This is a genomic window from Saccharothrix sp. NRRL B-16314, assembly GCF_000716595.1.
In the GTDB taxonomy this organism is placed as follows: Bacteria; Actinomycetota; Actinomycetes; order Mycobacteriales; family Pseudonocardiaceae; genus Actinosynnema.
The window spans coordinates 131,748-157,461 of record NZ_JNXC01000006.1; the positions used below are offsets into that span (position 1 = coordinate 131,748).

Genomic DNA, 25,714 nt, shown 5'->3' on the forward strand with positions numbered 1-25,714 from the left:
ATGCGCGAATTCTGTGGGGTCTGCCGAAGAAAGGAACGCCGTGCCGGACGAGAAATGGGACGGAAAAACGGTCGCCGTCACCGGGGGCGCCGGCTTCATCGGCTCCCATTTCGTCGAGGAACTGCTCGGCCGGGGAGCCACGGTGCTCTGCCTGCACCGGCGGGACCGGCACGGTGTACTGGCTCAGCTGCCGCACACCGGAAGGCTGCGCCCCATCACCGTGGACGTCACCGACGAGGCCGCGCTCGGCGCTGTCTTCCGTTCAGGCGGGATCGACGCGGTGTTCCACTGCGCGGCGACGACAGGCACGTTCGAGGTGCGCCGCAACCAGGCCGCGCACATCCTGGAAGCGAACATGCGGGCGGTGACGGCCATCCTGGACCTCGCCCGCAGGCACGACGTCCCGGACGTCGTGCTGCTCAGCTCCAGCGACATCTACCTGGCGCCGGCCACCGACCCGATCAGCGAGAACGACGACTACCGCACGTCGATGCACTACTCGCCGGACGGTTACTACCTCGCCAAGCTGTACACGGAGATGCTGGCCGAGGCCCACCGCCAGGAGTACGGGTCGAACGTCTTCCTGCCGCGTGCCACCAGCGTGTACGGCCCGCGGGACAACTTCGGCTCCGACATCCCCCGGGTCGTGCCGCAGATGCTCGACCAGGTGCACAGCGGCGGCGAGATCGAGGTCTGGGGCGACGGCAGCCAGACCCGGACCTACATGTACGTCACCGACATGGTCCGCGCGGTGCTGACCATGGTCGAGAAGAACAAGCACCACGTGCTCAACATCGGGACGTCCGAGACCGTGTCGGTGCTCGACCTTGCCCGGCTGGTGTGCGCCGTGCTCGGGAAGCCCGAGCGGATCAGGTGCGACCTGTCCCGCCCCAGCGGCCGGCGCAGCAGGACGTTGGACCTCACCAGGATGCACGAGATCATCGACACGCCGCCACGTCCGCTGAGGGAGGGCATCCGGCAGACCGCCGAGTGGTACCTGCGTCATCGCGCCGGCGCCATGGCGGTCACGTGACCTGGGCCAGTTCGGCGGGCAGGTCGTTGCGGCTGCGGACCTTGAGCTTGCGGTACACCCGCGTCAGGTGCTGTTCCACCGTGCTCACGGTGACGAAGAGCCGCCGGCCGATGTCCCGGTTCGAGTGTCCGAGCGCGGCCAGCGTCGCGACCCGGCGCTCCGCGGTGCTCAGTGTCGTCACGCCACCGGATTCATCCTCCGCCTGGTCCGCGTCGCCCGCCGAGGACGCGGCAGAACCGTTGATGCCGCAGGCCTTCGCTTCTCGTGCCGCGCGACGGGCGAGACTGCGTGCCTCGCGCATCGCCCCGACCTCCCGGAACGCGACGCTCGCTTCGGACAGCGCCACGGCCAGCTCCAGCCTGTCGCCGGACTCGTGCGACAGTTCGGCCGCCTGCCGGAGGATCGCCGGCCGCTCATCGGCCGGGCTCACGGCCGCGAGCAGCCGCAGCGTTGCGCCGCGGACCCGGGTGCTGTCCACCGGACCGGGGTGCGCCAGCTGGTGTTCCAGCAACGTCCTCGCCGCCGCCGGACGGCCGAGGCTCAGCTGGACCGACGCCAAGCCGGTTCGCCACGGGACCAGCCCGGGAACGTCCCGGCCGAGTCCGGTGAGAACGGCGCCGCACTGCTCGAGATCGCCGAGCGCGGCGATGTTCCGACCACGGGCGTGGTGGTACAGGCCGCGGGCGTACAAGTAGCGCATCCCGAAGACACTGCGGTACATGCTCTCGGGCACGACTCGGCCGAGCACTTCCCGCGGCACTTCGAGATCGTTCTGCACCGTCGCGGCACGGACGAGCACGGACAGCGGAAGTCCGAGCAGGACTCCCCAGCTCTGCTTCGGCAGCAGCCCGAGCGCGGCGTCGGCACGTTCTCGCGCACCGGTCACGTCGCCGCGGCGCAGCGCCATGTCGGCGCGCACACCGGTGAGCACGGCGAGCCAGGTGGTTCCCCCTCGGGTCGCGGCCTCGTGCAGCAGCTGGTCGCACCACTTGACCGCCTGGTCCGGGCTGCCCGCGTACTCCAGCACCAGCAGGGCGTTCGCCACGGCATGGATGTCGGTCTCACCGAGGCGGCGCTCCAGGATCAGCTCCGCGCCGGCCGCCGTCCCGGTGTCAACGCCGTACGTCCAGACATCGTTGAGCGTCGCGGCTCGCGCCCACGCGTTGTCCGCGGTCGGTGGTCGACCGTCGAGCCGGCCGTAGGAACCTTCGTAGGCCAGCTCGATCTCGGCGATCGCTTGGGCGTCGCCCGGACCGGAGCGCTTCCTGACCTGGTTGATCAGTTCAACGATCCCGTCGAGGTGTCCGTGCCACAGCGATTGCGTGATCACAGTTGCCGCGTCCCGGGCCGGCAGTCCCCCGGCGCGCAACGCTTCCCGCAAGCTGGTCAGGTGCCGTGCGGCCACGGCAGGGTTGTCACGCCACTCCACGCGCGCGAGCGCGGCCTGGTCCGGTGCGCGGTCCCGCTCATCCCCGCACGCGGCCAGCGTCACGGCCAGGCTGCGTGCCGCCAGGTCGGTGTCGTCCTCGCGAAGCGCCTCCTCGGCGGCGTGGCGCAACACGTCCACCGCCCACCGATCGGGCGCGGTGCCCGCCGCGACGAGCAGCCGGGCGATGTCCATCCAGTCGGCACCCTGCTCGTACAGCAACTCGGCGGCGCGGAGCCGGACGTCAGCCGCGGACTTCAGCTTGTCGGCCACGGTCGCCGCGATGAGCGGGTGGCGCAGCCGGCCGTCGTGGACGAGTCCGGCGACCGTGAGGATGTCGATGGCCTCCTCGGCCTCCTCCGCACCCAGTCCGGTCAGTCGGCCGATCAGCTCGGGCGTGGCGTGCCTGCCCATGATCGCCAGGCCGTGCGCCACGTCCATCAGGTGCGGCTCCCAGCGTTGCAGGCAGTCGAGCACCGCACGCCGATAGGCCGCACCACCGGTCGGGTCCTCCGCGAGAGCCGCTACCAGCAGCGGGTTTCCACCGCTGAGCCGGTAGTGCTCGGCCGGCACCTGGGTCTCGGTCAGCCGCTGGAGCACGATACGCAACTCGGGGCGCCGGGTGACCTCGGCGTGCACCAGCGCGGCGCACGGGCGCGACCGCGCCCACTGCGCGAGGACCATCAGCACCCGCGCGGAGGAGATCCGGCGCCGCAGGTAGGACAGCACGTGCAAGGACAGCGCATCGGCGAACTGGATGTCGTCCACGTTGACGACGATCGGCTGTCGCCGGGACAGCTCGACCAGGGTCGCACCGAGCTCGTGCAGAGCCGCCGCGGCGGTCGTGCCCAGCTCATCCGATCCATCCGAAGTGGACGTCAGCTCGACCGCCGCGAGCCTGGCGCGGCTGGGCAGCCGCGAGTCGCGCATGAGCTGGTCGAGCAAACCGCCGCGCAACGTGTGCTCGGCGCGGGAACCGGTCGCAGTCAGCACCAGCGCACCGCGCTGAGCGGCCTGGCCGGCGAAGGCGCGCAGCAGCTCCGTCTTGCCCGTGGCCAACCCGCCGGTGACCAGCGCCAGACGCCCGCTGCCACCCGCGCAGCCGGCGAGCGCCTGGCGCAGCCGGTCGAGCGCGTACTCGCTCTGCGTGAACATCAAATTGGCTTCCCCTTCCCCAGAAAGCAAAGCCGCCTGACAGCCCATTTGTACCGGGGCGGATTCCCCGGGTGCCACGGCGTATCGAAGTTCTTTGGCCGCACTGCCAACCCGTGCTCGCCACACCTAGCATTCGAACCTGGCCGAGGCGTGTCCGCACGGTAGTCCGGGAGCGTGGAGTGAAGATCCTGATCTATGCATGGGGAAGCCGCGGTGACGTGCAGCCGTACCTGGCGCTGGCCCGAGCCCTCAACGAGGCGGGCCACGAGTCGACCCTCGCCGCCCCGGCGCCGTTCGAGTCCTTCGCGGCCGAGCACGGCGTGCGGTTCTTCCCGCGCGACGACACCCAGTTGCACCTGCTCGAACGAGACGACGTCCGGACCTTGATGTACAAGGAGGCCAGCCGGGTGCTGGGCACCCAGACCAAGGCGGAGAAGAAGGAGTTCAAGGCCGAGGCGAAGGAACTCATGTCGGGCATCCGCCCGATCGTGGAGCGGACCTTCGTGCCCATGCTCGAAGAGCAGTTCAAGGCGGCCGAATACGGTCCGGACCTGATCGTGCCGACGCACGACGACATGGACTACGGGCATTTCGTCGCCGAGAAGGTCGGTGTGCCGCACGTGGTCGCCGAGCTGTACCCGTTCTACACGCCGTCCTGGCACTACCCCAGCATGGCGTTCCAGGAGAAGGAATGGCCTGGCCTCTTCAACCGGCTGAGCCACGTGCTGCCCAAGGTCTTCATCCCGATGAAGCGCAAGGCCGACCGCTGGCGCACCGAGTCGCTCGGCCTGCCTGCCCGCCGCGGCAGGCACAACCGGATGCGCACCGCGGACGGCCGGCCGGTGCACCTGCTGAACCTGTTCAGCGAGCACCTCTTCCCGCGCGCGTCCGACTGGCCGGACAACGTGCACAGCATCGGTTCTCCCCTGCTGCCGGTGGAGAAGCAGTACACCCCGCCCGAGTCGCTGGTGCGGTTCCTCGCCGCTGGTCCGCCACCCATCGCCATCGGGTTCGGCAGTCTGAGCAACCCGGACCCGCACCGGAACGGGCGGATGGTCAGCGAAGCGGTCCGCGCGGCCGGCGTGCGGGCGGTGGTCATCAGGGGCAGCGGCCGGTGCATCGAGATCGAGGAACCGTCCGACGACATCGTCGTGGTGGACAGCGTGCCCTTCGACTGGCTGTGCCCGAAGATCCGCGCGATGGTCCACAGCGGCGGCCACGGCGTCGTGCACGACGTGCTGGCAGCGGGAATCCCCTCGGTTTCGTGCCCGCTGTTCAAGGAATCGGCGCTGTGGGGAAACCAGGTGCGCAAGGCCGGCGCCGGGCTGGAACCGCTCTGGCAGCCGTTCATGACGACCGAGAACCTCACCACCGCCCTGCGGCGACTGGCCACCGACGACACCATGGCCGCCGCCGCCCGCCGGATGAGCGAGAAGATCAAGTCCGAGCCCGGGCACGCCGCCGCCGTCTCGATCATCGAGCAGGTCGCCGCGGGCAAGGTACCGGCCGCGGTCTGAACAGCGGTAGGCCCTCACGCGAGCTTCCGGCGTGAGGGCCTACCGCTGTTCCATCACAGCGTGGTGCGGTCGACCGGGTCGCCCATCGCGACGATCACCTCACGGCTTCCCGTGAAGGGCTTGCGGCTGTGGGCCGTGGAGATGTTGTCCACCAGGAGCAGGTCGCCCGGCTGCCACGGCACCGTCACGGCATGCCGCTCGTAGACGTTGTTCAGCTCGTCGACAACAGCCGCGGTGAGCGGCTTGCCGTCGGCGTGCGCGGTGTTGAACGGCAGGCCGTCCCGGCCGAACTCGTACACCAGGTACTCCCTGATGTCCTCAAGCATGGTCCACTCGTTGAGGAACGCGATCTGGTTGAACCAGCACCGCGCGCCGGTGATCGGGTGGGTCAGCACGGCGGGCCTGGCCTGCCTGGTGCGCAACAGTCCGCCTGGCCGCCATTCGACCGTGATGCCGTTCGCGGTGCAGTACGCCTCCAGCTCGGCGCGGTCCTCCGTGCCGAACGCCTCCTGCCACGGAATGCCGGTCTCCGGGTGGTAGTTGCGCACGAGCTGCCACCCGTCGCCGGTGAAGCCGGCGAAGCGCTCCGCGGGCAACGCGGAAAGCACCGAGCGCGCGTCGGCGATCTCGACCTCGCCACCGGAGTCGGCCAGGCTCAGGCAGGCGAACATCATCATGCCGGGGAACGTCCTGGCGTAGCTCAGCTCGTGGTGCATGCACATCGGCATGTCGTCTGTCCACGCCGACGACGAGTAGACGCCGGGCGAGTACACGTGCCGCTTGGCGAAACCCTCGCGCTCCACCATGAGCTCGTTCGCGAGCCGTCGCGCCACGGCCGCCACTCCCCCGGCGTCGCGCAGATCCAGGCCTCGCACGAGCACCGCGCCGGACTCGGCCACCGTGGCCCGCAGTTCTCCCCGATGCCCCTCCGCCCACTGCTCGGCGTCCTCGACAGTCCGGATGTCGCGGGCCGAGACGACCCTGAGCGACGTCGCCGGTCCGGTGTGGATCGTCGTCATCCAGACCCCGCCTCAGTTCGCCGAGCGCTTGGTCATCGCCACGAGGATGCGGCGGTCGCCGGTGAACGGCCGCCGGCCGTGCGACACCAGGATGTTGTCGATCATCAGCACGTCGCCGGTCTCCCACGGCTCGGCCAGCAGCGGCGGGTCGAACGCCTGCGTGATCAGGTCGAACTCCTCGTCGGTGATGGGCGAGCCGTCGCCGCAGTACGCGTGGCGCGGCAGGTCCTCCTCGGAGAAGATGCTGAGCATGCTGTCCCGCACGTCCTTGGGCAGGTTGTTGACGTGGAACAGGTGCGCCTGGTTGAACCAGACCGTCCTGCCCGTCACCGGGTGCGTGACCAGAGCGGGGCGCAGCTGGCGCGTCCGCAGCATGTCACCGGACCACTGCGTGCTGATCCCGTTCTCGGCGCAGTACTTCTCCACCTCGTCACGGTCGCCGGTCTGGAAGACCTCCTGCCACGGCAGGCCGACCGCGTCGTGGTACGCCCGGGTGTAGACCACGCCGTGCGTCGCGAACCGGTCGACCAGCTCCTCGGGCAGCTGGGCCAGCACCGCGGCGCTGTCCGCGACCGGCGTCTCGCCGCCCGTCTCAGCGGCGAGCGCGCAGTAGAAGAACAGGTTGTCAGGCCAGTTCACCGAGTACGCGCTCTCGTTGTGCTGCGGGATGGACTGGTCGGCCGGGTAGTGCGTGGAGGTGTAGACCTTGCCGGTCACCTTGCTGCGCGGGGTGGACCGCTCGGTGTAGTCCAGCGTCCGACCGCCGATCTCCTCCGCGATCGCGCCCAGTTGCGAGTCGTCCTCGGCCGGCACCTGTTTGATCATCACCGCACCGCAGTCGAGCATCGCCGCGCGCACCAGCTCGACGTTCTCGGTGATCCACGCCCGCGGGTCGTCCCCGCGCGGGCTCACCCGGCACAGCCGCGTGCCGTTGTGCTCCACCACTTCGACGTCGGCGGTCGCGCGCAGCGCGGCGAAGGGTGTTCCGGCCAAAGCAGAATCAGCCATCGGTTCCTCGCAGATCATCCGGTTCCCGGCAGGTGCCGCCAGCCTAGGAAGCAACCGGCCGGTCAAGCGGCCGAGGATGGAACTGTCGATATAGAAGACTTCGAAGCAGGGCGGGCACGGCACAGCGGCGGTGCTTCTATTCCGGCGGAATACCAAGGGGGAGTGGAACCGTCCCCAGAGGGAGGGATGTCCTCGTGACCGAGCACCTGCTGACCGAGGCGATGCCGATGCCGACCGAGGGAGAGGAAGCGCTCCTGTCGTGGGCCAAGCGGATGCGTGACGGAAATCCCGTGTGCTACGACCCGAAGTTCGACATGTGGCACCTGTTCCGGCACGCCGACGCGCAGCGCCTCTTCTCCGACTACAAGACCTTCGCCGCGAACTTCGGTGACAACGAGTCCGAGGGCAACGCCTTCGGCCGGGGCAACCTGACCCAGATGGACCCGCCGGAGCTGACAGCGCGCCGCCAGCTGGTGAGCCAGGCGTTCTCCCGGAGCACGGTGGCGTCACTCGCGCCGCGGGTCACCCGGATCACCGAGGACCTGCTCGACGGGGTCGCCGGGGTGGAACGACTGGACCTCGTCGAGGCCGTGGCCTATCCGCTGCCGGTGATCGTGATCTCGGAGATGCTCGGCGTGCCGTCCAGCGACAAGGCCCTGTTCCGCGAGTGGGCCGACGGGATCTTCGACCCGAACGTGGACGCCTCGGCCGAGCCCGACTCGGGCGACACCATCAAGGCACGGGTCGCGCCCATGCAGGAGTACTTCTACCAGCACGTGGCCGACCGCCGCGCCAAGCCGCGCGAGGACCTGATCACCGGCTTGACCCAGGCCGAGCTGAACGGTGACCGGCTGGACGACGAGGAGATCGTCACGTTCCTGACGATCCTGCTGATCGCCGGCCACATCACCACCACGCTGATGCTCGGCAACACCGTGCGCTGCCTGCACGAACGCCCGGACGTCGCGGCCAAGCTGCGGGCCAACCCGGAACTGATCCCGCAGGCCGTCGAGGAGTCGCTGCGGATGAGGCCGCCGTTCACCTTCGCGGCCCGGATGTCCACCACGGACGTGGAGTTGTCCGGCGTGACCATCCCGGCCGGCAAGGCGGTGACCGCGTGGCTGATCTCGGCCAATCACGACCCGGCGGCGTTCCCCGAGCCCCGCACGTTCGACCTGGAGCGCTTCGCCCCCGGCCAGACCCCCAGCCCGCACTACGCCTTCGGGCACGGCGCGCACTTCTGCGTCGGCGCCCCACTGGCCCGGCTGGAGGGCAAGATCGCGACCGGCCTGCTGTTGCGGCGCTACTCGGAGATCGCGCTGGACGAGGACGACCCGTTCGAGTTCTTCGCCAACCCGGGGACCAACGGCGCCAAGCGACTACCCGTGGTGGTCCGCCCGGCTTGACGGTCCGACCGAACCGGGAGGAGGTGTGCGCCTGACTCGTGACGGCGACGTGTGAATGAGCACCGTGGTGAGGACATTTGCCACGGTGCCCTTTCTGTTCACTCGTTCGACCGGGGGTGAGGCGTTCCGCCGCCCGCCACTCACATCGCCCATCAACCCTTCCCAAAGGGAGAGTTCAGCATGTCCAGAGGAACGTCATCCAGCTTGTCCGAGCGGTCGCCGTGGTTGCAGTCCTTAACGGGACTGCGCTGGTGGGCCGCTCTTCTCGTGGTGGGTCAGCACATCGCGCTGGCCTCCTCCGAATCCTGCCCACCGGAGGGCGGGCCGTTCGGGTGCGCCGTGCTCAGCCAGGGTTTCATGCACGGCTTCGTCGGCGTCACCTGCTTCTTCGTGATCAGCGGTTTCGTGCTCGCGTGGTCAGCGGACCCGGACGCGTCCACAGCCGGGTTCTGGCGGCGCAGGTTCGCCAAGATCTACCCGTTGCTGTTGTTGAGCAACGTGCTGGACCTGCTGATCACCTGGCTCACCGGTGACGAACCGATGCCCTCGACCAGTGCCGTGATCGCCAACCTCTTCGTGGTGCAGGCGTGGGTGCCCGGCAGCGACTTGCCGCTGCAGATGAACCAGGTCACCTGGTCGCTGAGCTGTGAGGTGTTCTTCTACCTCTGCTTCCCGTTCATCTTCGCGTGGCTGTCCCGGCTGTCCACTCGGGCACTCAGAATCCTGACCGTCGGGTTGGTCTTCTGGCCGGGCCTGATCTACTTCGCGGCGACGCTGCTGGCGCCGTCCGCGATGCAGGACCCGGGCTTCGGGTCCCAACTGCTGTACTTCCTCCCGCTGACCAGGATCTCCGAGTTCGCCATCGGGATCACCGCAGCGCTGCTGGTGAAACGCGCCGCGTGGCGCGGGATCCCGGTCGCGGCGGCAATCACGGTCGTGGTGCTGGCGTACCTCGCCGGTATCCCGCTCCTGCCGGAGCTGTCGATGAACGCACCGATCCTGGGCGCCGCGATGGTGCCTGTGTTCGTGCTGCTGATCGTGTCGCTGGCGAACGCTGACCTGACCGGTTCGTTCTCGCCCATGCGGGACAAGGTCTCGGTGCTCCTGGGCAACAGCTCGTACGCGTTGTACCTGTTCCACCTGTTCGTCGCGCAAAGCCTGAGCATGTCGCTCGGGTGGGGGAACTCCTGGCAGATCCTGAGCAACGTGGTGACGATCATGGTCTTCTGCACCCTGGTCGCCTGGCTGTTGTACCAACTGGTCGAACGTCCCATGCAGCGGCTGCTCAGCCCGCCGCCGAAGCAACACAGCCAACCGTCCGAACCGCTTGCCACCACCGCGGCCTAGCAACCGAACCGGGATGGGGATCTGCCGGGCCACCTACCACGTCCGGCAGATCCCTTCAGCTGCGAACGGCGTCGTCGACTTCCGCCTCCACCACCGGCCCGGACGGAGCACCGAGCCCGCAGTGCGGGCATTCCCCACGCCGGCGCAGGTAGTACGCGACAGTCGCGGCGCCGAGGGCGAGACCCCACAACGGCCAGAGCAACCCGGGACCGAGCATCGCCCACTCCTGGGGGTCGATGCCCCGGATGAAGGCCATCCTGATCTCCATGATCCCGGCGGGGACCACGAACACCGACACGAGTCCGGCCGGCACCATCGCCAGCGCGAGCGGTACGCGTTTGCCCTTCTTGAACCAGATCCAGCGGGGGTAGACCTCGCCCCAGCGCTGGACCAGGCCCATGGTGAGCACCGCCCCGCCGATGGCCATCAGCGCGATGGCCAGGCCGCCGATGAACATGCCGGAGTCCACGTTCTCCTCGTAGAACGAGCGCGGGATGCCCAGCGGGATGCCCAGCGCCCACGCGATCCGGGTCGCCGCATAGATCAGCGGGACCACGGTGGCCACCGCGACTGCCCGCCGACCCCAGCGGCCGGCCGCCTCCGGGCTGGTCCACCGCGCGCCGTGAACCCCGCGGCCACAGTGGAGGCACACCTGCTTGATCCGGCGTGAGTACGCCAGCGCGGCCATCGCCCACAGCAGCCCGCCGAGCACGAGGACCAGCAGGTTGATCCGCGCCCACGGCACCAGGTCCCCGACGGTGAGGCCGCCGGGCACCCCGGTGAACGCCCAGATCGGCATGAACGGCAGCCGCGTCAGCAGCATCAACACCCGGAAGTCCGGGATCACGAGGGCGAGCGTCGCCGCGGTCACACCGGCGAAGCCGAGCATCAGCCGGGCGAGGACGCCGTGCCCGCGCCCCTGGGCCATCAGCAGTCCGATGACCGCGCCGGCCAGGCCGAGCCCGGCGATGACCGGCCCGCCCACGCCCGGGTTCGCGCCGGCCAGCAAGGAGAACACGTCGTCCGCTTCCCGGTCGTAGCCGCGCCCGAAGGGGAAGCCGCTGCCTCCCACCGCCCAGTACAGCCCTAGGCAGCCGTAGACGAACGACCACAACGCGGCTGCGTAGCCGGACCACACCGGCCACCGTGACCACGCGGCCGAGACGCGCTTCATCCAGGATCTCCTTCGCTCTGCACTCACCACGATCCACCTTGCCACAAGCCCCTGCCGGGAGGGATCCGTCCCAGGTATGATCCCTCCCCCGCATGGCTTCATTCCGTCATTGCGGTCCGCATGGCTGGGACGGAGCCGCCACACGTGAGCGGACTCCGGAGCCCGAAACCCGCACCGGCTCGGGTAAAGCGGTGGCCTGGATTGATTCCCACCGAGAACCGGAGCTAGAGCCCTGCCAGCCGCTCGGTCAGGATGCGAGCCACGTCGGCGACCGGACCGGCATGCAGCAGCCGCCTGTGTTCGCTGTGCACGGACTCCACGATGATCTCGCCGGCCACGAACGGCCGGAGCCGGCCGACCCTCGCCCGAACCTCCTGTGCGGCCTGATCGGGGTCCGGCGTGGCGACGATGAGCAGCAGGTCACCGTCGAAGACGTCGGGCACGTGCCCGACGGCGAGCTTCCAGTTGTTGTCGGAAACCCGACCGATCCTCATGATCAGCTCCTCGTCGAAGGTCGCCAACGGGCTTCCCTCGGCGCGCAGCGCGGCCATCACCTCGGCGTGCTCCAGCGGGCCCGGCCCGAACACGTCGCGTTCCAGGCCGACGAAGTCCAGCAACGCGGTCAGGACGTTCTGCTCGTCGGTCGCGGTGTTCTGGCCCTCGACCATGTCCCGCGTCATCGGCGGTTGGTCGATGTTGACCAACAACGCGATCTGCTCGCCCCGGCCGCGCAGGCGGGTGGCGATCTCGTGCGCCAGCAGCGCGCCCATCGACCAGCCGAGCAGGTGATACGGGCCGTTCGGCTGCACCGCGCGGATGTGGGCGATGTAGTCGTCCGCCATCTCCGGCAGCGAGCGCGGCAACTCCTCCTCGTGCGCCAGTCCCCTGGGCTGGATCGCGTAGACGGGACGGTCACCCGGGACGTGCCGCAGGAGACCCGCGTACATCCAGCCGAGGCTGCCGACCGGGTGGAGGCAGAACAGCGGCGGCCGATCGCCCGCGGTGCGCAGTGGCAGCAGGACGTCGAGGCCACCGGGCGTGTCACCGCCCTCGTCGCCGTCGCCGAGCAGGCCGAGCACGCCGATCGGCGTCGGCGCCTGGAACAGGCTGCGGTTGGACAGGTCCGCGCCGAACACCGAGCGGATCCGGCTGGTCAGCTGGATCGCCAGGATGCTGTCCCCGCCGAGTTCGAAGAAACCGTCGTCCAGTCCGACCTTCGACACCCCGAGCACCTCGGCGAAGAGGCGGCACAGCAGTTCCTCCCGGGGGGTGCGCGGTCCACGTCCCGCACCGTCCACTTCGAACTCCGGCACCGGTAGCGCCTTGCGGTCGAGCTTCCCGTTCGGCGTCAACGGGAAGCGGTCGAGCGTGACGAACACCGCGGGCACCATGTAGTCGGGCAACGTGGTGCCGACGTGACCGCGCAGGGCAGCGGAGTCGACAGCCCCACCGGCTGGCACGACGTAGCCGACGAGCCGCTTGTCCCCTGGCCGGACCTCGTGCACGAGCACGGCGGCCTTGGCCACCGCGGGATGGGTGGCGAGAACGGTCTCGATCTCACCGAGCTCGATCCGGAAGCCGCGGACCTTCACCTGGTGGTCCACCCGGCCGAGGAAGTCGAGCTTGCCGTCCCGTCCCCACCTGGCCAGGTCGCCGGTGCGGTACATGCGCGCGCCCGGAGCGCCGAACGGGTCGGCGACGAACCGTTCCGAGGTCAGCGCGGGCCGGTTGAGGTAGCCCCGGGCCAGGCCGTCGCCCGCGATGTACAGCTCACCCGGAACGGTGGCGGGCACCGGCCGCAGGTTGCCGTCCAAGACGTACACGGCGGTGTTCCAGATCGGACGGCCGATCGTCGGCGCGCCCGGCCGGTCGTCCAGCACGGCCGCAGTCGACCAGATCGTGGTCTCCGTGGGGCCGTAGAGGTTCGTGACCTCGCCGGCGACGTCGCGCATCGCGGCGGCTTGACCGGCGGGCAGCGCCTCGCCACCCACGAGCACCCGCAGTCCGCGCAAGCTCTCGGCGTCGTGGTCGAGCAGGACCTGCCAGAGCGACGGCGTGGCCTGCACGACCGTCACCCCGGTGCGCACCGCCAAGTCGGTCAACGCCCGCGGCTCCAGCACGGTGTCCTCGTCCGCGACCACCACACCGCCACCGGAGATCAGCGGCACGTACAGCTCGACCCCGGCGATGTCGAACGCGATGGTCGTGACCGCGAGCAGCCGGTCGTCCTGCCCCATCGGGAAGCGCGCCGCCATCGACAGCACGAAGTTGGTCAGCGCGGCGTGCGGCACCACCACGCCCTTGGGCCGGCCGGTCGACCCGGACGTGTAGATCACGTACGCCGGGTGCGTGCCGACCACGCGGACCCCGGGGTCGGTCACCGGGCCGGTCGGGCTGAGCTGGTCGAGCCGCAGGGTGGGAACCTCGCCTGCCGTGGAGCCGTCGGTCACGAGCAGGACGGGATCGGCGTCCGCGAGCATGTGCCCGATCCGCTCCGCCGGGTGGTCCGGGTCGAGCGGCAGGTATCCGGCACCGGTCTTGAGCACCGCGAGCAGGGTGACCACGAGTTCAGCCGACCGGGACACGGCCACCGCGACGAACCGCTCCGGCCGGGCGCCTCGCGCGATCAGCTCGTGGGCCAGCCGGTTGGCCCTGACGTCCAGTTCCCGGTAGGTCAGCTCGGTTCCGCCTGCGATCAGCGCGGTCGCCGTCGGCGTCCGCTCGACCCGGGCCCGGATCAGGTCCGCCACGGTCAGCGCCGGCACGGCAACCGACGTGTCGTTCCAGCCGGTCAGCAGCTGCTCGCGCTCGTCGGCGGCCAGCAACTCGGCCGCACCGAGGCGCTGGTCCGGATCCGCGACCATCGCGGTGAGCAGTCGCACCAGCCGGTCGGCCATCGTCCGCACGGTGTCCCGGTCGAACAGGTCGAGGTTGAAGTCGATGCTGCCGAGCACCGTGCCGTGCCCGCCGTCGGTGAAGTCGAACGACAGGTCGAACCGGGCCGTGTCCTCCGGCATCGGCTGCGGTGCGAGCGTGAGCCCCGGCAGGCTGAGTTCCGCCTGCGCGTTGTCCTGGTGGCTGACCATGATCTGGAACAGCGGGTTGCGCGCCAGCGAGCGAACCGGGTTGAGCTCCTCGACCAGGCGGTCGAACGGCACGTCCTGGTTGGTGTAGGCGGCGAGGTCGGTGTCCCGCACCCTGGCCAGCAGTTCCCGGAACGACGGGTCGCCGGACGTGTCCGTGCGCAGCACGACCGTGTTGACGAAGAATCCGATCAGGTCGTCGAGCGCCTCGTCGGTCCGGCCCGCGACCGTCGTCCCCAGCGGGATGTCCGTGCCCGCGCCGAGCCTGGTCAGCAACGCCGCGACTGCGGTGCGCACCACCATGAAGACGCTCGTGCCCGTCGCCTTGGCGAGCTTGGTCAGGCCCTGGCCGACCTCCGCCGGTATCGGCACCGCCACCACGTCTCCCCTGGTCCCGGCCACGGCCGGGCGGGGGCGGTCGGTGGGCAGCGCCAGCTCCTCCGGCAGCCCGGCGAGCGCCGAGCGCCAGTGATCGAGCCGGCGGGAGATGGCACTGTCCGGGTCGTCTTCGCTGCCCAGCACCTGGCGCTGCCAGAGCGCGTAGTCCGCGTACTGCACCGGCAACGGCGAGAACGCCGGCGCCGCACCGCGCACTCGGGCCGCGTACGCGGCACCGATGTCGCGCGCGAGTGGCGACATGGAGGCGCCGTCGCCCGCGATGTGGTGCAGCACGAGGAGGAGCACGTGTTCCCGCGGCCCGAGCACGAAGAGGTGCGCCCGCAGCGGGATCTCGGTGGACAGTTCGAAACCACGACCGGCCTCGGCCACCAGCAGCCCGTCCAGTTCGACGGCGTCGGCCTCCCGGACGACCAGGTCGATTCCGGCATCCGTGACGTGCTGCCGCGGGACCCCCTCGGTGTGCGGGAAGGTCGTGCGCAGGCTCTCGTGCCTGGCCACCACGTCCGCGAGGGCCGCGTTCATCGCGGCCACGTCCAGCTCGCCGATCAGCCGGACCGCGAGCGGGATGTTGTAAAGGCCCTGCGTGCCGTCCATGTTGTCGATGAACCACAACCGGCGCTGGGCGTACGACAGCGGCAGCACCTCCGGCCGCTCAGCCGGAACCAGCGGCGGGCGTGCGGCGTCCGCGCCGGCCAGCACCTCCGCCAGACCGGCGACCGTCGGCGCGTCGAACACGGCCCGCACCGGCAGTTCACCGCCCAGCTCGGCACGGATCCGGTTGACCAGCCTGGTCGCGGTGAGCGAGTGCCCGCCCAGAGCGAAGAAATCGTCGTCGATGCTCACCGATCCGACCGCGAGCACCTCGGCGAACAGCTCGCAGAGCGTGCGTTCAGCCGGTGTCCTCGGCAGGCGTCCGTCACCGGCAGCAGCGGGTTCGGGCTTCGGCAGCGCGCGCCGGTCGACTTTGCCGTTCCGGTCGAGCGGCAGGCCGTCCAGGATCACGAACACCGAAGGGACCATGTGCTCGGGAAGCCTGCCGCGCAACCAGTCCCGCAGCGTTCCAGCGTCCAGGTCGGAACGGACCGCCAGGTAGCCGACCAGCCTGCGCTCGCCGGAACCGTCGTCCTGGGCCACCACGGCCGCGCGGTCGACCGCGTCGTGCCCGGCCAGCACCGACTCGACCTCACCGGGCTCGACCCGGAAGCCACGCACCTTGACCTGGTCGTCGGCCCGCCCGGCGAACTCCAGCTGCCCGTCGACCGTCCACGACACGATGTCGCCGGTGCGGTACATCCGGGAGCCCGGCGGGCCGAAGGGATTCGCGACGAACCGCTCGGCGGTCGTCCCGCTCGCGTTCAGGTAGCCTCGGGCCAGTCCGTCGCCGGCGATGTACAACTCCGCCCGGACGCCCGGTGCGACCGGGCGCAGCCAGCTGTCCAGGACGTACACCCGGGTGTTCCACAGCGGACTTCCGATCGGCGGCCGGACCGCCCCGGACAGCGGCCCGCTCATCGTCGCGGCGACGGTCGTCTCGGTCGGTCCGTACGTGTTGACCATCAGACGGTCCGCCGACCACCGCGAGACGACGTCCGGCGGGCACGGCTCCGCTCCGACGGCGATCGACCGCAGGGACGGCAACAGCGGCAGCGTGCCGAGCACGCCGGGGGTCAGCTGGACGTGGGTGACCCCGGCCCGCTCGATGATCTCCGCCAGCTCGGCGCCGACCGGGACCTCGTCACCGGGCAGCACGAGCGTCCCGCCGGCCGACAACGTCATCGCGATGTCCGCGACGGACGGGTCGAAACTGGGTGACACCAACTGGAGCACACGGCTTCCTGGGGTGACGGCCAGACGTTCCGCGTGCGCTCCCGCCATGCCCGCGAGGCCGGCGTGCGTCACGACGACGCCTTTGGGCCGTCCGGTCGAACCGGAGGTGTAGATCACGTACGCCGCGTGCCCGGGCAACAACGCCACGGCCGGATCGTCAGTGGGCCGGCCGGCCACGTCGAGCGGCTCGGCGATCACCAGTGCCGCTCGCGTGTCGGCCAGCATGAGGTCGACCCGTTCGGCCGGGTGTCCCGCAACCACGGGCAGGTACGCGGCACCTGCCTTCAGCACGCCGAGCACCGCCGCCAGCCACTCGGGCGACCGGGCCAACCTCACCGCGACCACGTCGTCCGGCCGGATGCCCCGACCGGAGAGGAAGTGCGCGTACTGGTTGGCCCGCGCGTCGAGCTGCCCGTAGGTCCACTCCTCACCGGAGGTCGCGTCGTGCACGGCGACCGACCCGGCACTGCGCCGGACTTGGGTCCGGAACAGGTCGAGCAGCGTCGCCGCACCCACGTCGTGCGCGGTGTCGTTCCACGTCACGAGCACCTTGCGGCGTTCATCGTCCGTCAACGGCTCGATACCCGCGATCGGGCGCAGCGGATCGGCGATGAACGCGTCCACCAGCCGCAGGAGCTTCGCCGCCAGGGCCTCGACGTCGAAGAGACCCGGCCGGTGGTGCAGCGTCAGGACGGTCGAGTCGGTGTCGCTCGACGTCGCCAGCGCGAGCGGGTAGTGGGTGCCGTCCTGGATGCGGACGTCGGACACACCCAGCCCCTGAGCGGGCTCGTGCAGGACGTCCGCGTCCACCGGCTGGTTCTCGAACACCGTGGCGGTGTCGAACAGTTCACCGGCGCCGGCCAGCCGCTGGATCTCGGCCAGTCCGAGGTACTGGTGGTCGAGCAGCTCGGTCTGCCGGCGCTGCAACCGGTGCAGCACGTCGAGGACGGTGTCGCTCGACTCGGTGCGGACGCGGACCGGCAGGGTGTTGATGAACAGCCCCACCATCCGGCCGGCGCCGGGCATCTCGGCGGGCCTGCCGTTGACGGTCTCACCGAAGACGACGTCGGTCCGACCGGTCAGCCCGCACAACAACAGCCCCCACAGTCCCTGCACCACCAGGTTCTTCGTCAGGCCGTGCCGCCGGGCCTGTGCGGTGAACGCGATCGCCTTGTCCTCGGCGAGCCGCAACCGCGTCGACTCGGATCGCACCACGGGCCCGCCCGTGGCCGGCGCTGCAACGAGGGTCGGCTCCACCGGACCTTCGAGGGCGTCGCGCCACGCCTGCTCGGCTGCCTGCCGGTCTCGGCCGGCGAGCCACGCGAGGTAGTCGCGGTACGGCGGGACCGGTGGCAGGACCGAGTCGTCACCACGGCTGCCGTACAGCTCGAACAGCTCACCCAGCACGATCGGGCCCGACCAGCCGTCGAGCACGATGTGGTGGTTGGTGAACAGCAGCCGGTGTTCCCCTGCGGCCAGCTTGATCAGCGTGAACCGGACCAGCGGCGGCTGCCGCGGGTCGAACCGCCCGGCCAGGTCGGCGGCGAGCAACCGGGCCGGCTCGGTGTCGCGCCGGGCCGGCTCCAGCTCGCTGAGGTCGACCTCATGCCACGGAACCTCGACCGCGCGCGGGATCACCTGGAGCGCCTGGCCGGTCCCGTCGGAGTGGAACGCCGCCCGCAGGTTGTCGTGCCTGCGCAGCAATGCCCCGGCCGCGTCCCGCAACACGCCCGCGTCGAGCGGGCCGTGCAGGTCGATCACGGTCTGGACGTTGTACATGTCGGCGCCGCGATCGTCGTACAGCGCGTGGAAGAGCAGGCCTTCCTGCAAGGGAGAGAGCGGCAGGACGTCGGTCAGCGCCGGCGCGTCGCTCTCCAGGTCGTCGATCTCGTCCTGCGACAACGACAACAACGGCAGGTCGGACGGCGTGAATCCGCCGCCGTCCGCGGCCACAACGGCTTCCAGCGCACCGAACCAGGCCTCGGCCAGTTCCCGGGCGCGATCCTCGGTCAGCAGTTCGCCGGGCCAGCTCCAGTCCGCCACCAGGCGCGGCCCGTCGGGGTAGGTCACCGTCATCGCGTTGACGCTGATGGCGTGGGACAGCGCCATCCCCGCGTCGGCGGGCGTGCCCGCCGGGATCTGCTCGTCCTCGTCCGTGGCCGTGCCCATCCGGCCGAGGTAGTTGAACCCGATCTGCGGACCGGCGTACCGGGCCAGCGCGGGCGCGGTCTGCGGGTTGAGGTACCGCAGCAGGCCGTAGCCGATGCCGTTGTCCGGAACGGCGCGCAACTGCTCCTTCACCCGTTTCACCGCGGCCTCGACGCCATCGGCGCCCGGGTCGAGCCGGACCGGGTACGAGCTGGTGAACCAGCCGACCGTCCGGGACAGGTCGGTCCCCGGGAAGATCTCCTCCCGGCCGTGTCCTTCGAGTCCGACGAGCACAGCCGGATCCGTGCCCGCCCGCCATCCGGTCACCGCGAGGGCCAGCGCGGTGAGCAGGACGTCGTTGATCCCGGCGTGGAACGCCGCGGGCACCTTCCCCAGCAGGGGTCCGGTCACCGCGGTCGGCAGGACGAGCCGCAGGTGGCCCGCCGAGCCGAAGGTGTCCTTGACCGGGTCGAGCGGCCGATCGGTGATCACCGGCTCCGGCGTGCCGAGGATCTCCCGCCAGGTCGCGAGTTCCCTCATCCGGGCCGGTGAACCCGCTTCCTCTACCAGCTGCCTCGACCAGGCCCGCAACGAGGTGCCCACAGGCGCCAGTCGTACCGGACGACCCGCCACCACGGCGTCGAAGGCCTCCTGGAGATCGGGCAGCAGGATCCGCCACGACACACCGTCGACCACCAGGTGGTGTGCGGCGATCGTCAGGTACCCCGGTTCGTCCGGACCGGCGTCGAACCAGACGCATCGCAGCATCACGCCGTCGTCCGGGTCGAGGCACAGCTGTGCCGCCTCGACGTGGGCGGCATCGATCCCGGAGGTGACCCGGTGAACCACGTCCTCCGCGCGCACCGCGCCGGGCGGGGCGATCTCCAGCGACCACCCGAAGTCGTCCCCGAGCCGCGTCAACGTCGTCCGCAAGGCGTCGTGGTGGTCAAGCAGCTCCTGCACCGCGGCGTGCACGACCTCCTCGCCGGCGCCGGGCGGCACGTCGGCCGTCATCGTCTGGTTGAAGTGCTCGATCCGCCCGCCGCTCTCCCGCAGCCAGTGCATGATCGGTGTGAGCGGGACGTCGCCGATGCCGTCCGACGAGACCGGTGTGGGCGTTTCCACCGCCGCGGTCGCACGTGCGACCGCGGCGAGAGCCTCGGGCGTCCTGTGCATGAACACGTCCCGCGGGCTGAAGACCAACCCGGCGGCGCGGGCACGGGCGACCAGCTGCATCGAGACGATGCTGTCGCCGCCCAGTTCGAAGAAGCTGTCGCCCACCCCTGCCGTGGGCACGCCCAGCACTTCCGCGAACAGCGCGCAGAGCAGCCTCTCCTGCTCGTCACGGGGTTCCCTCGAGCCGGCACCGCCGGTGAAGTCCGGCGCGGGCAGCGCCTTCGTGTCGAGCTTGCCGTTGACCGTCATCGGGAAGGTGTCCATCCGCACGACCGCAGCCGGAACCATGTGCTCCGGCAACGCGGTGGCGACGTGCGCACGCAGCACCCGGCTGTCGACATCGCGTCCCGCGACCGGAACGACGTACGCCACGAGCCGGCGACGACCCGGCTGGTCCTCGCGGGGGACCACGGCGGCCCGGTCCACGTCCGGGTGCGCGGCCAGCACGGACTCGATCTCCCCCGGCTCCACGCGGAAGCCGCGGATCTTCACCTGGTTGTCCGCCCGGCCGACGTAGTCCAGCTGGCCGTCGGACCGCCACCGCGCCAGGTCCCCGGTCCGGTACAGCCGCCCGCCCGCGGGGCCGAACGGATCCGCGACGAACCGTTCAGCGGTCAGTCCCGGCCGGTTGAGGTAGCCGCGGGCCAGTGCCGGGCCGCCGACGTACAGCTCCCCCACCACACCGACCGCGACCTGCCGCAAAGCCCTGTCCAGCACATAGGTCCGTGCGTTCCACAGCGGGCGGCCGATCGGCGGAACTCCTTCGGTCAGCGGGTCGCTGATGGTCGCGCACACGGTGGTCTCGGTGGGGCCGTAGGCGTTGACCATCAGGCGGCCCGGGGCGAACCGCGCCACCAGTTCAGGTGAACACGCCTCACCGCACGGCATCAGCGCCATCCCGTCGGGCAGCCCGTCGGCGGGCAGCACCGACAACGCGACCGGCGGGAGCATCGCGTGCGTGACGTTCTGCTCCTTGAGCAGCCGGGACAGCTCCGGGCCGGGCAGCAGCCGGTCCGGTGGCGCCAGCACCAGCGCGCCACCGGCGAGGATGGTCGCCGACATCTCCGAGAACGCCGCGTCGAACGCGGGCGAGGCGAACTGCAGCATCCGGCTGCCGGGCCGGACCTGGAAGATCGTCGACTCGCCGATCCCGAGGCTCGCGGCGCCCGTGTGGGAGACCACCACGCCCTTGGGTCGGCCGGTCGAGCCGGAGGTGTAGATCACGTACGCCGCGCTCTCCAGCGGAACCGCCACCGCGCCGGGCAACGGCTCGGCGTCGAGCGGCTCGTCCAGCAAGATCACGTCCGCCTCGGTCGCGGGCAGGTCGACGTCGCCGTGTGTGATCAACGCGGCCGGACGTGCGTCATCGAGGATGTACGCCAGCCGTTCGGCCGGGTAGTTCGGGTCCAGCGGAACGTAGGCGGCACCGGCCTTGAACACCGCGAGCAGCGCGACGTGGAAGTCCACCGACCGCGGCAGGGCGATCGCGACGAAGTCCTCGACCCCGATCCCCCGCCCGGCCAGCACCCCGGCGAGGTGGTTGGCGCGGTGGTCCAGCTCGGCGTAGGTCACCACGGTGTCGCCGGACACGAGGACCGGTGCGTCCGGCGTGGCCGCTGCCTGTGCCTCGTACAACTGCGGGAACGTCGACGCCGGTACGTCGCGTGCGGAGTCGTTCCACCCGGTCAGCCGGGAGCGCTCCACGTCGGACAGCAGGTCCACCCGGCCGGCAGGCAGGTCGGGGTGCGCGGCGAACGTCTCCAGGACGCGGAGGAACCGGCCCGCCAAGGTCTCGAACGTGGCGTCGTCCAGCAGGTCGGGCCGGTACGTCAGGTACATCTCCAGGTCGTCGCCGCGCTGGGTCGCGGCCAGCCCGAGCGGGTAGTGGGCGGCGTCCTCCACGGCCGCGTCGAGAACTCCCAGCTGCCGGCTGGAGGCCTCCAGGGTCTCCACGTCGACCGGGTAGTTCTCGAACACGACGATCGTGTCGAACAGCTCGCCGACCCCGGCCAGCCGTGCCACCTCGGTCAGGCTCAGGTACTGGTGCGCCAGCAAGCCGGACTGCCGGTGCTGGAGCCCGGCGAACAGGGCGGCGAGCGGGGCGGCCGGGTCGATGCGCACCCGCACGGGCAGCGTGTTGATGAACAGGCCCAGCATCTTCTCCACGCCGGGCAGCTCCGGCGGGCGCCCGGACACGGTCGCGCCGAACACCACGTCGTCGCGGCCGGTCAGGTGGCTGAGCATGAGCGCCCATGCGCCCTGCACCACGGTGTTGACGGTGAGACCGCTGCGGCGTGCTGCCGCGGCGATGCCGGTGGACAGCTCGCGGGGCAGGTCCAGGGTCCACCGCTTCGGCGGGGCCGGGTCGCGAGCCGGGTCCGCGGGCACGACCAGCGTGGGGTCGCCCAGGTCGGCGAGCGCTTCGCGCCACACCTGCTCACTCGCGCGGACGTCCTGCTTGGACAGCCAGGCCAGGTAGTCGCGGTACGGCGTGACGACCGGCAGCGTCGTGTCGTCGCCACGGACGTTGTACAGCTCGAACAACTCGCCGATCAGCAGTGGCATGGACCAGCCGTCGACCAGGATGTGGTGCACCGTGATCACGAACCGGTGCCGGTCCTCGGTGAGGCGGATCATCGTGCAGCGCAACAGGGGCGGTCGAGCCAGGTCGAACCGCGTCGCGCGATCCTCGGCGAGCAGCCGGCCGAGTTCGGCGCTCCGCTCGGCTTCGACCAGGCCGGTCAGGTCGACCTCGGTCCACGGCAGCTCCACCTCACCCGGGATCACCTGCCAGGCCTGTCCTCCGTCACCCGTCACGAAGTACGCCCGGAGGTTGTCGTGCCTGCGCAAGACGGTCTTGACGGCGTCCCGCAGCACCGCCGAGTCCACCGCGCCGCCGAGTTCGAGCGCGGCCTGGATCGTGTAGACGTCCGAGCCCTGCTCGTCGTAGTGCGCGTGGAAGTGCAAGCCCTGTTGCAGCGGCGCCAACGGCAGGACGTCGACGACATCCGGCCGGGCGGCCTCCAGCCGGTCGATCTGCTCCTGGGTGATGCTCACCAGCGGCAGATCGGACGGTGTCAGCCCGCCGTCGCCGGTCTGCTCGCCGAGCGACCGGAGTTCTTCGGCCCACAACGAGTTCAGCGCGAGCACCCTGGCGTCGTCGAGCAGCTCACGCGACCACGTCCAGGTCGCCACCAGTCGCAAGCCGTCGGGGAACCGCTGGACCAGGACGTTGAGTTCCAGCGCGTACCCGAGCGGCATGTCCGCGTCCGCGGCACCCGCCATGTCGTGGATGCCGCTGTCCGGCTCCTCCGCCGCCTCGCCATGGCGACCGAGGTAGTTGAACGCGATCTGCGGCTCGGCGAACCGCGCGAGGGTCTCGGAGGTGTCCGGGTTGAGCCACCGGAGGAGCCCGAAACCCATGCCCTTGTCCGGGATCGCGCGCAGCTGCTCCTTCACCGTCTTCAGCGAGCCACCGGAGTCGATCGCCACCGGGTAGGCGCTGGTGAACCAGCCCACCGTCCGGGACACGTCGGCGCCCGGAACGATCTCCTCCCGGCCGTGCCCTTCCAGGTCCACGAGCACCGGACCGCTCGTGCCACGCCACTTCGCCACCGCGGACGCGAACGCGGTCAACAGCACCTCGTCCACACCGGCGTTGAACGCCGCGGGGATCGCGCCGAGCAGCGGACCGGACACCGCCGCGGGCAGAACCGCGGTGTGCCTGCGGCCCACTCCGACCACGTCCTCGGCGGAATCAACCGGCCGGGCGCCGAGCAGCGGGTCTTCGACACCCAGCACGGCCTGCCACAGGTCCAGCTCGGCCACGCGATCCGGCTGCGTGGCGAGCGAAACCAGCCGGTCCGACCAGTGCCGCAGGGAGGTGCCCACCGGCTCCAGCTTCACCTGCCGGTCGGCGAGCAGCGCCTCGAACGAGGAGTCCAGATCGGGCAGCAGGATGCGCCACGACACGGCATCGACCGCCAGGTGGTGCACGACCAGGGTCAGGCCGTCGTCGAACCAGACCGCCTGCACCATCCGACCGTCGACAGGCGACAACCGTGCTGCCGCGGCGGCGATCGCATCCGGGTCCTGGGCGCCCGCGACTCGTCGCAGGCAGTCCTCGGCGCGCACGGAGCCCACCGGCAGCACCTCGAGCGACCACTCCGGGCTCAGCCGCAGGCGCAGCGCGTCGTGGTGGTCGATCAACGCCCGCAGCGCGGCAGCCATCATCGGCGCGTCGACACCGGCAGGAACCGGTGCGGTCACCGTCTGGTTGAAGCGGTCGACCGGCCCGCCCTTGGCCCGCAGCCAGTGCATGATCGGGGTCAACGGCACCGGGCCGACACCGTCGTCCGTGGGGACGCCCGTGTCCTCCAGTGACCGCGCGACAGGTGCCAGTTCCGCGACGGTCCTGTGCTCGAACACGTCGCGCAACGTGAACTTCAGCCCGGCCCGGCGCGCCCGGCTGGACAACTGGATGGAGGTGATGCTGTCGCCACCGAGTTCGAAGAAGCCGTCGTCGATGCCCACGGTGGGCACTCCGAGGACTTCGGCGAACAGCCGGCACAACAACTCTTCGCGTTCGTTGCGCGGAGCCCGGTACTCGGCTTCACCTCGATCCACCGCCGCCGGGGCACCGGCCACGGCGCGCAACGCGGCCGACTGCCAGTCGCCGTCCAGGGAGTCGACGGTCCGGTGCGGGTCGTCGACGAACGCGGTCAGCACGTGGACGACCCGGTCGAGGATCTCCCGGGCATCGGTACCGGCGATCAGGTCCGGCCGGTGGTCCAGGCGCAGCAGCAGGTCCCGGCCCTTGAGGGTGCCCTCCAGGTTCAGCACGTAGTGGGTCGCGTCCGCGCTGGTCGCCGCCTCCGCCCCGATACCGCGGGCGGCGGCCTCCAGGTTGTCCGCGTCGACCGGGTAGTTCTCGAACACGGCCATCGCGTCGAACAGGTCGCCGTGACCGGCGAGCCGCTGCACGGTGTGCAGCCCGATGTACTGGTACCCGGCCAGTTCGGCCTGCTGGTCCTGCAGCCGGCGGGCCACGTCGCGCAACGACGACCCGCGGTCCAGGCGCACCCGGACCGGAAGGGTGTTGATGAACAGGCCGACCATGCGTTCCGCGCCGGGCAGCTCCGGCGGACGGCCGGAGACCGTGCCGCCGAACACCACGTCGTCCCGGCCGGTCAGCCGGCCGAGCACGAAACCCCACGCGGTCTGCACCACGCTGTTGAGCGTCAGGCCGAGCGACCGGGCCCGCGCCACGAGCGAGACCGCCAGTCCGGTGGGCACCTGTTCCAGGAGCATCCCCGGCAGCACCGGTGTGCGGGCCGTGCCGGGCGGGGCGACGAGCGTCGGTCCGGGCAGGCCCCGCAGCACGTCGGCCCACGCCTGTTCCGCCTCGCCCTGGTCCTGCTTGGCCAGCCAGTCCAGGTACCGGCGATACGGCACGACCGGTTCGAGCGCCGACTCGTCCCCGCCGCTGTTGTACAGGTCGAGCAGCTCACCCAGCACCAACGGCATGGACCAGCCGTCGAGCAGGATGTGGTGCGCGGTCAGCACGAAGCGGTACTCCCGGGCGGCCAGCTTGACCAGGGTGAACCGCAGCGGTGGCCGGGCCAGGTCGAACCGGGCGGTCCGGTCGTCGGCGATCAGCCGGGCCAGTTCGTCCGCCCGGCCCGTCTCCGCGACCCCGGTCAGGTCGACCTCGTGCCACTCCGGCTCGACCTCGCGCAGGATGACCTGCACCGGCTCGCCGGACTTGCGGTCCCGGAAGGTCGCCCGCAGGTTGTCGTGCCTGCGCAGCACGGTCCGGACCGCGCGCCGCAAGGTGTCCGCGTCCACCTCGCGGCGGAGGTCCAGGGTCATCTGGATGACGTAGACGTCCGTGCCCTGCTCCTCGTACCGGGCGTGGAACAGCATTCCCTGTTGCAGCGGGGACAGCGGCCACACGTCCACCAAGCCGGGCTTGGTCATCTCGCCATTCCCCTTCA

9 protein-coding genes are annotated in these 25,714 nt (G+C 70.6%); 4 read left to right on the forward strand and 5 right to left on the reverse strand.

Annotated elements, in window-relative coordinates; all coding sequences use genetic code 11:
- Nucleotides 1–40 precede the first annotated feature (40 nt).
- Nucleotides 41–1,033: an NAD-dependent epimerase/dehydratase family protein gene (locus OQ02_RS12945; protein ID WP_033438621.1), complete on the forward strand. Its 993-nt coding sequence runs from the start codon at nt 41–43 to the stop codon at nt 1,031–1,033.
- Here OQ02_RS12945 and OQ02_RS46660 read toward each other — a convergent pair.
- The gene (locus tag OQ02_RS46660) at nt 1,026–3,614 is read right to left on the reverse strand and encodes a helix-turn-helix transcriptional regulator (RefSeq protein WP_033438622.1); all 2,589 of its coding nucleotides are present in this window, start codon (nt 3,612–3,614) and stop codon (nt 1,026–1,028) included. The genes OQ02_RS12945 and OQ02_RS46660 overlap by 8 nt on opposite strands.
- A gap of 179 nt (nt 3,615–3,793) precedes the next feature.
- Between OQ02_RS46660 and OQ02_RS12955 the strand changes: the two genes are divergently transcribed.
- Nucleotides 3,794–5,131 (forward strand): glycosyltransferase, encoded by a 1,338-nt coding sequence (locus tag OQ02_RS12955; protein ID WP_033438623.1) that lies wholly within the window; start codon nt 3,794–3,796, stop codon nt 5,129–5,131.
- A 53-nt stretch (nt 5,132–5,184) separates the two neighbouring features.
- Here OQ02_RS12955 and OQ02_RS12960 read toward each other — a convergent pair whose 3' ends face one another.
- Nucleotides 5,185–6,150: a TauD/TfdA family dioxygenase gene (locus OQ02_RS12960; RefSeq protein ID WP_051772228.1), complete on the reverse strand. Its 966-nt coding sequence runs from the start codon at nt 6,148–6,150 to the stop codon at nt 5,185–5,187.
- Nucleotides 6,151–6,162: 12 nt separating this feature from the next.
- Nucleotides 6,163–7,158, reverse strand: coding sequence for a TauD/TfdA family dioxygenase (locus OQ02_RS12965; RefSeq protein WP_051772259.1), 996 nt, complete (start codon nt 7,156–7,158; stop codon nt 6,163–6,165).
- A 194-nt stretch (nt 7,159–7,352) separates the two neighbouring features.
- Between OQ02_RS12965 and OQ02_RS12970 the strand changes: the two genes are divergently transcribed.
- Both OQ02_RS12970 and OQ02_RS12975 read left to right on the forward strand, forming a co-directional pair.
- Nucleotides 7,353–8,564, forward strand: a complete 1,212-nt coding sequence (locus tag OQ02_RS12970; protein ID WP_081915578.1) for a cytochrome P450 — start codon at nt 7,353–7,355, stop codon at nt 8,562–8,564.
- A 180-nt stretch (nt 8,565–8,744) separates the two neighbouring features.
- The gene (locus OQ02_RS12975; protein WP_081915579.1) at nt 8,745–9,911 is read left to right on the forward strand and encodes an acyltransferase family protein; all 1,167 of its coding nucleotides are present in this window, start codon (nt 8,745–8,747) and stop codon (nt 9,909–9,911) included.
- 55 nt (nt 9,912–9,966) lie between these two features.
- Here the strand turns inward: OQ02_RS12975 and OQ02_RS12980 are convergent, their stop codons facing one another.
- Together OQ02_RS12980 and OQ02_RS12985 are read right to left on the reverse strand one after the other, a co-directional pair.
- Nucleotides 9,967–11,085, reverse strand: coding sequence for a hypothetical protein (locus OQ02_RS12980; protein WP_051772229.1), 1,119 nt, complete (start codon nt 11,083–11,085; stop codon nt 9,967–9,969).
- 224 nt (nt 11,086–11,309) lie between these two features.
- Complete coding sequence (locus OQ02_RS12985) at nt 11,310–25,697, reverse strand: non-ribosomal peptide synthetase (protein ID WP_197043308.1); 14,388 nt, start codon at nt 25,695–25,697, stop codon at nt 11,310–11,312.
- Nucleotides 25,698–25,714 lie beyond the last annotated feature (17 nt).

Coding starts and splice junctions, on each gene's coding strand:
- OQ02_RS12980 (WP_051772229.1), bottom strand. CDS start 11,085: ATGAAGCGCGTCTCGGCCGCGTGGTCACGGTGGCCGGTGTGGTCCGGC.
- OQ02_RS12975 (WP_081915579.1), top strand. CDS start 8,745: ATGTCCAGAGGAACGTCATCCAGCTTGTCCGAGCGGTCGCCGTGGTTG.
- OQ02_RS46660 (WP_033438622.1), bottom strand. CDS start 3,614: ATGTTCACGCAGAGCGAGTACGCGCTCGACCGGCTGCGCCAGGCGCTC.
- OQ02_RS12960 (WP_051772228.1), bottom strand. CDS start 6,150: ATGACGACGATCCACACCGGACCGGCGACGTCGCTCAGGGTCGTCTCG.
- OQ02_RS12965 (WP_051772259.1), bottom strand. CDS start 7,158: ATGGCTGATTCTGCTTTGGCCGGAACACCCTTCGCCGCGCTGCGCGCG.
- OQ02_RS12985 (WP_197043308.1), bottom strand. CDS start 25,697: ATGACCAAGCCCGGCTTGGTGGACGTGTGGCCGCTGTCCCCGCTGCAA.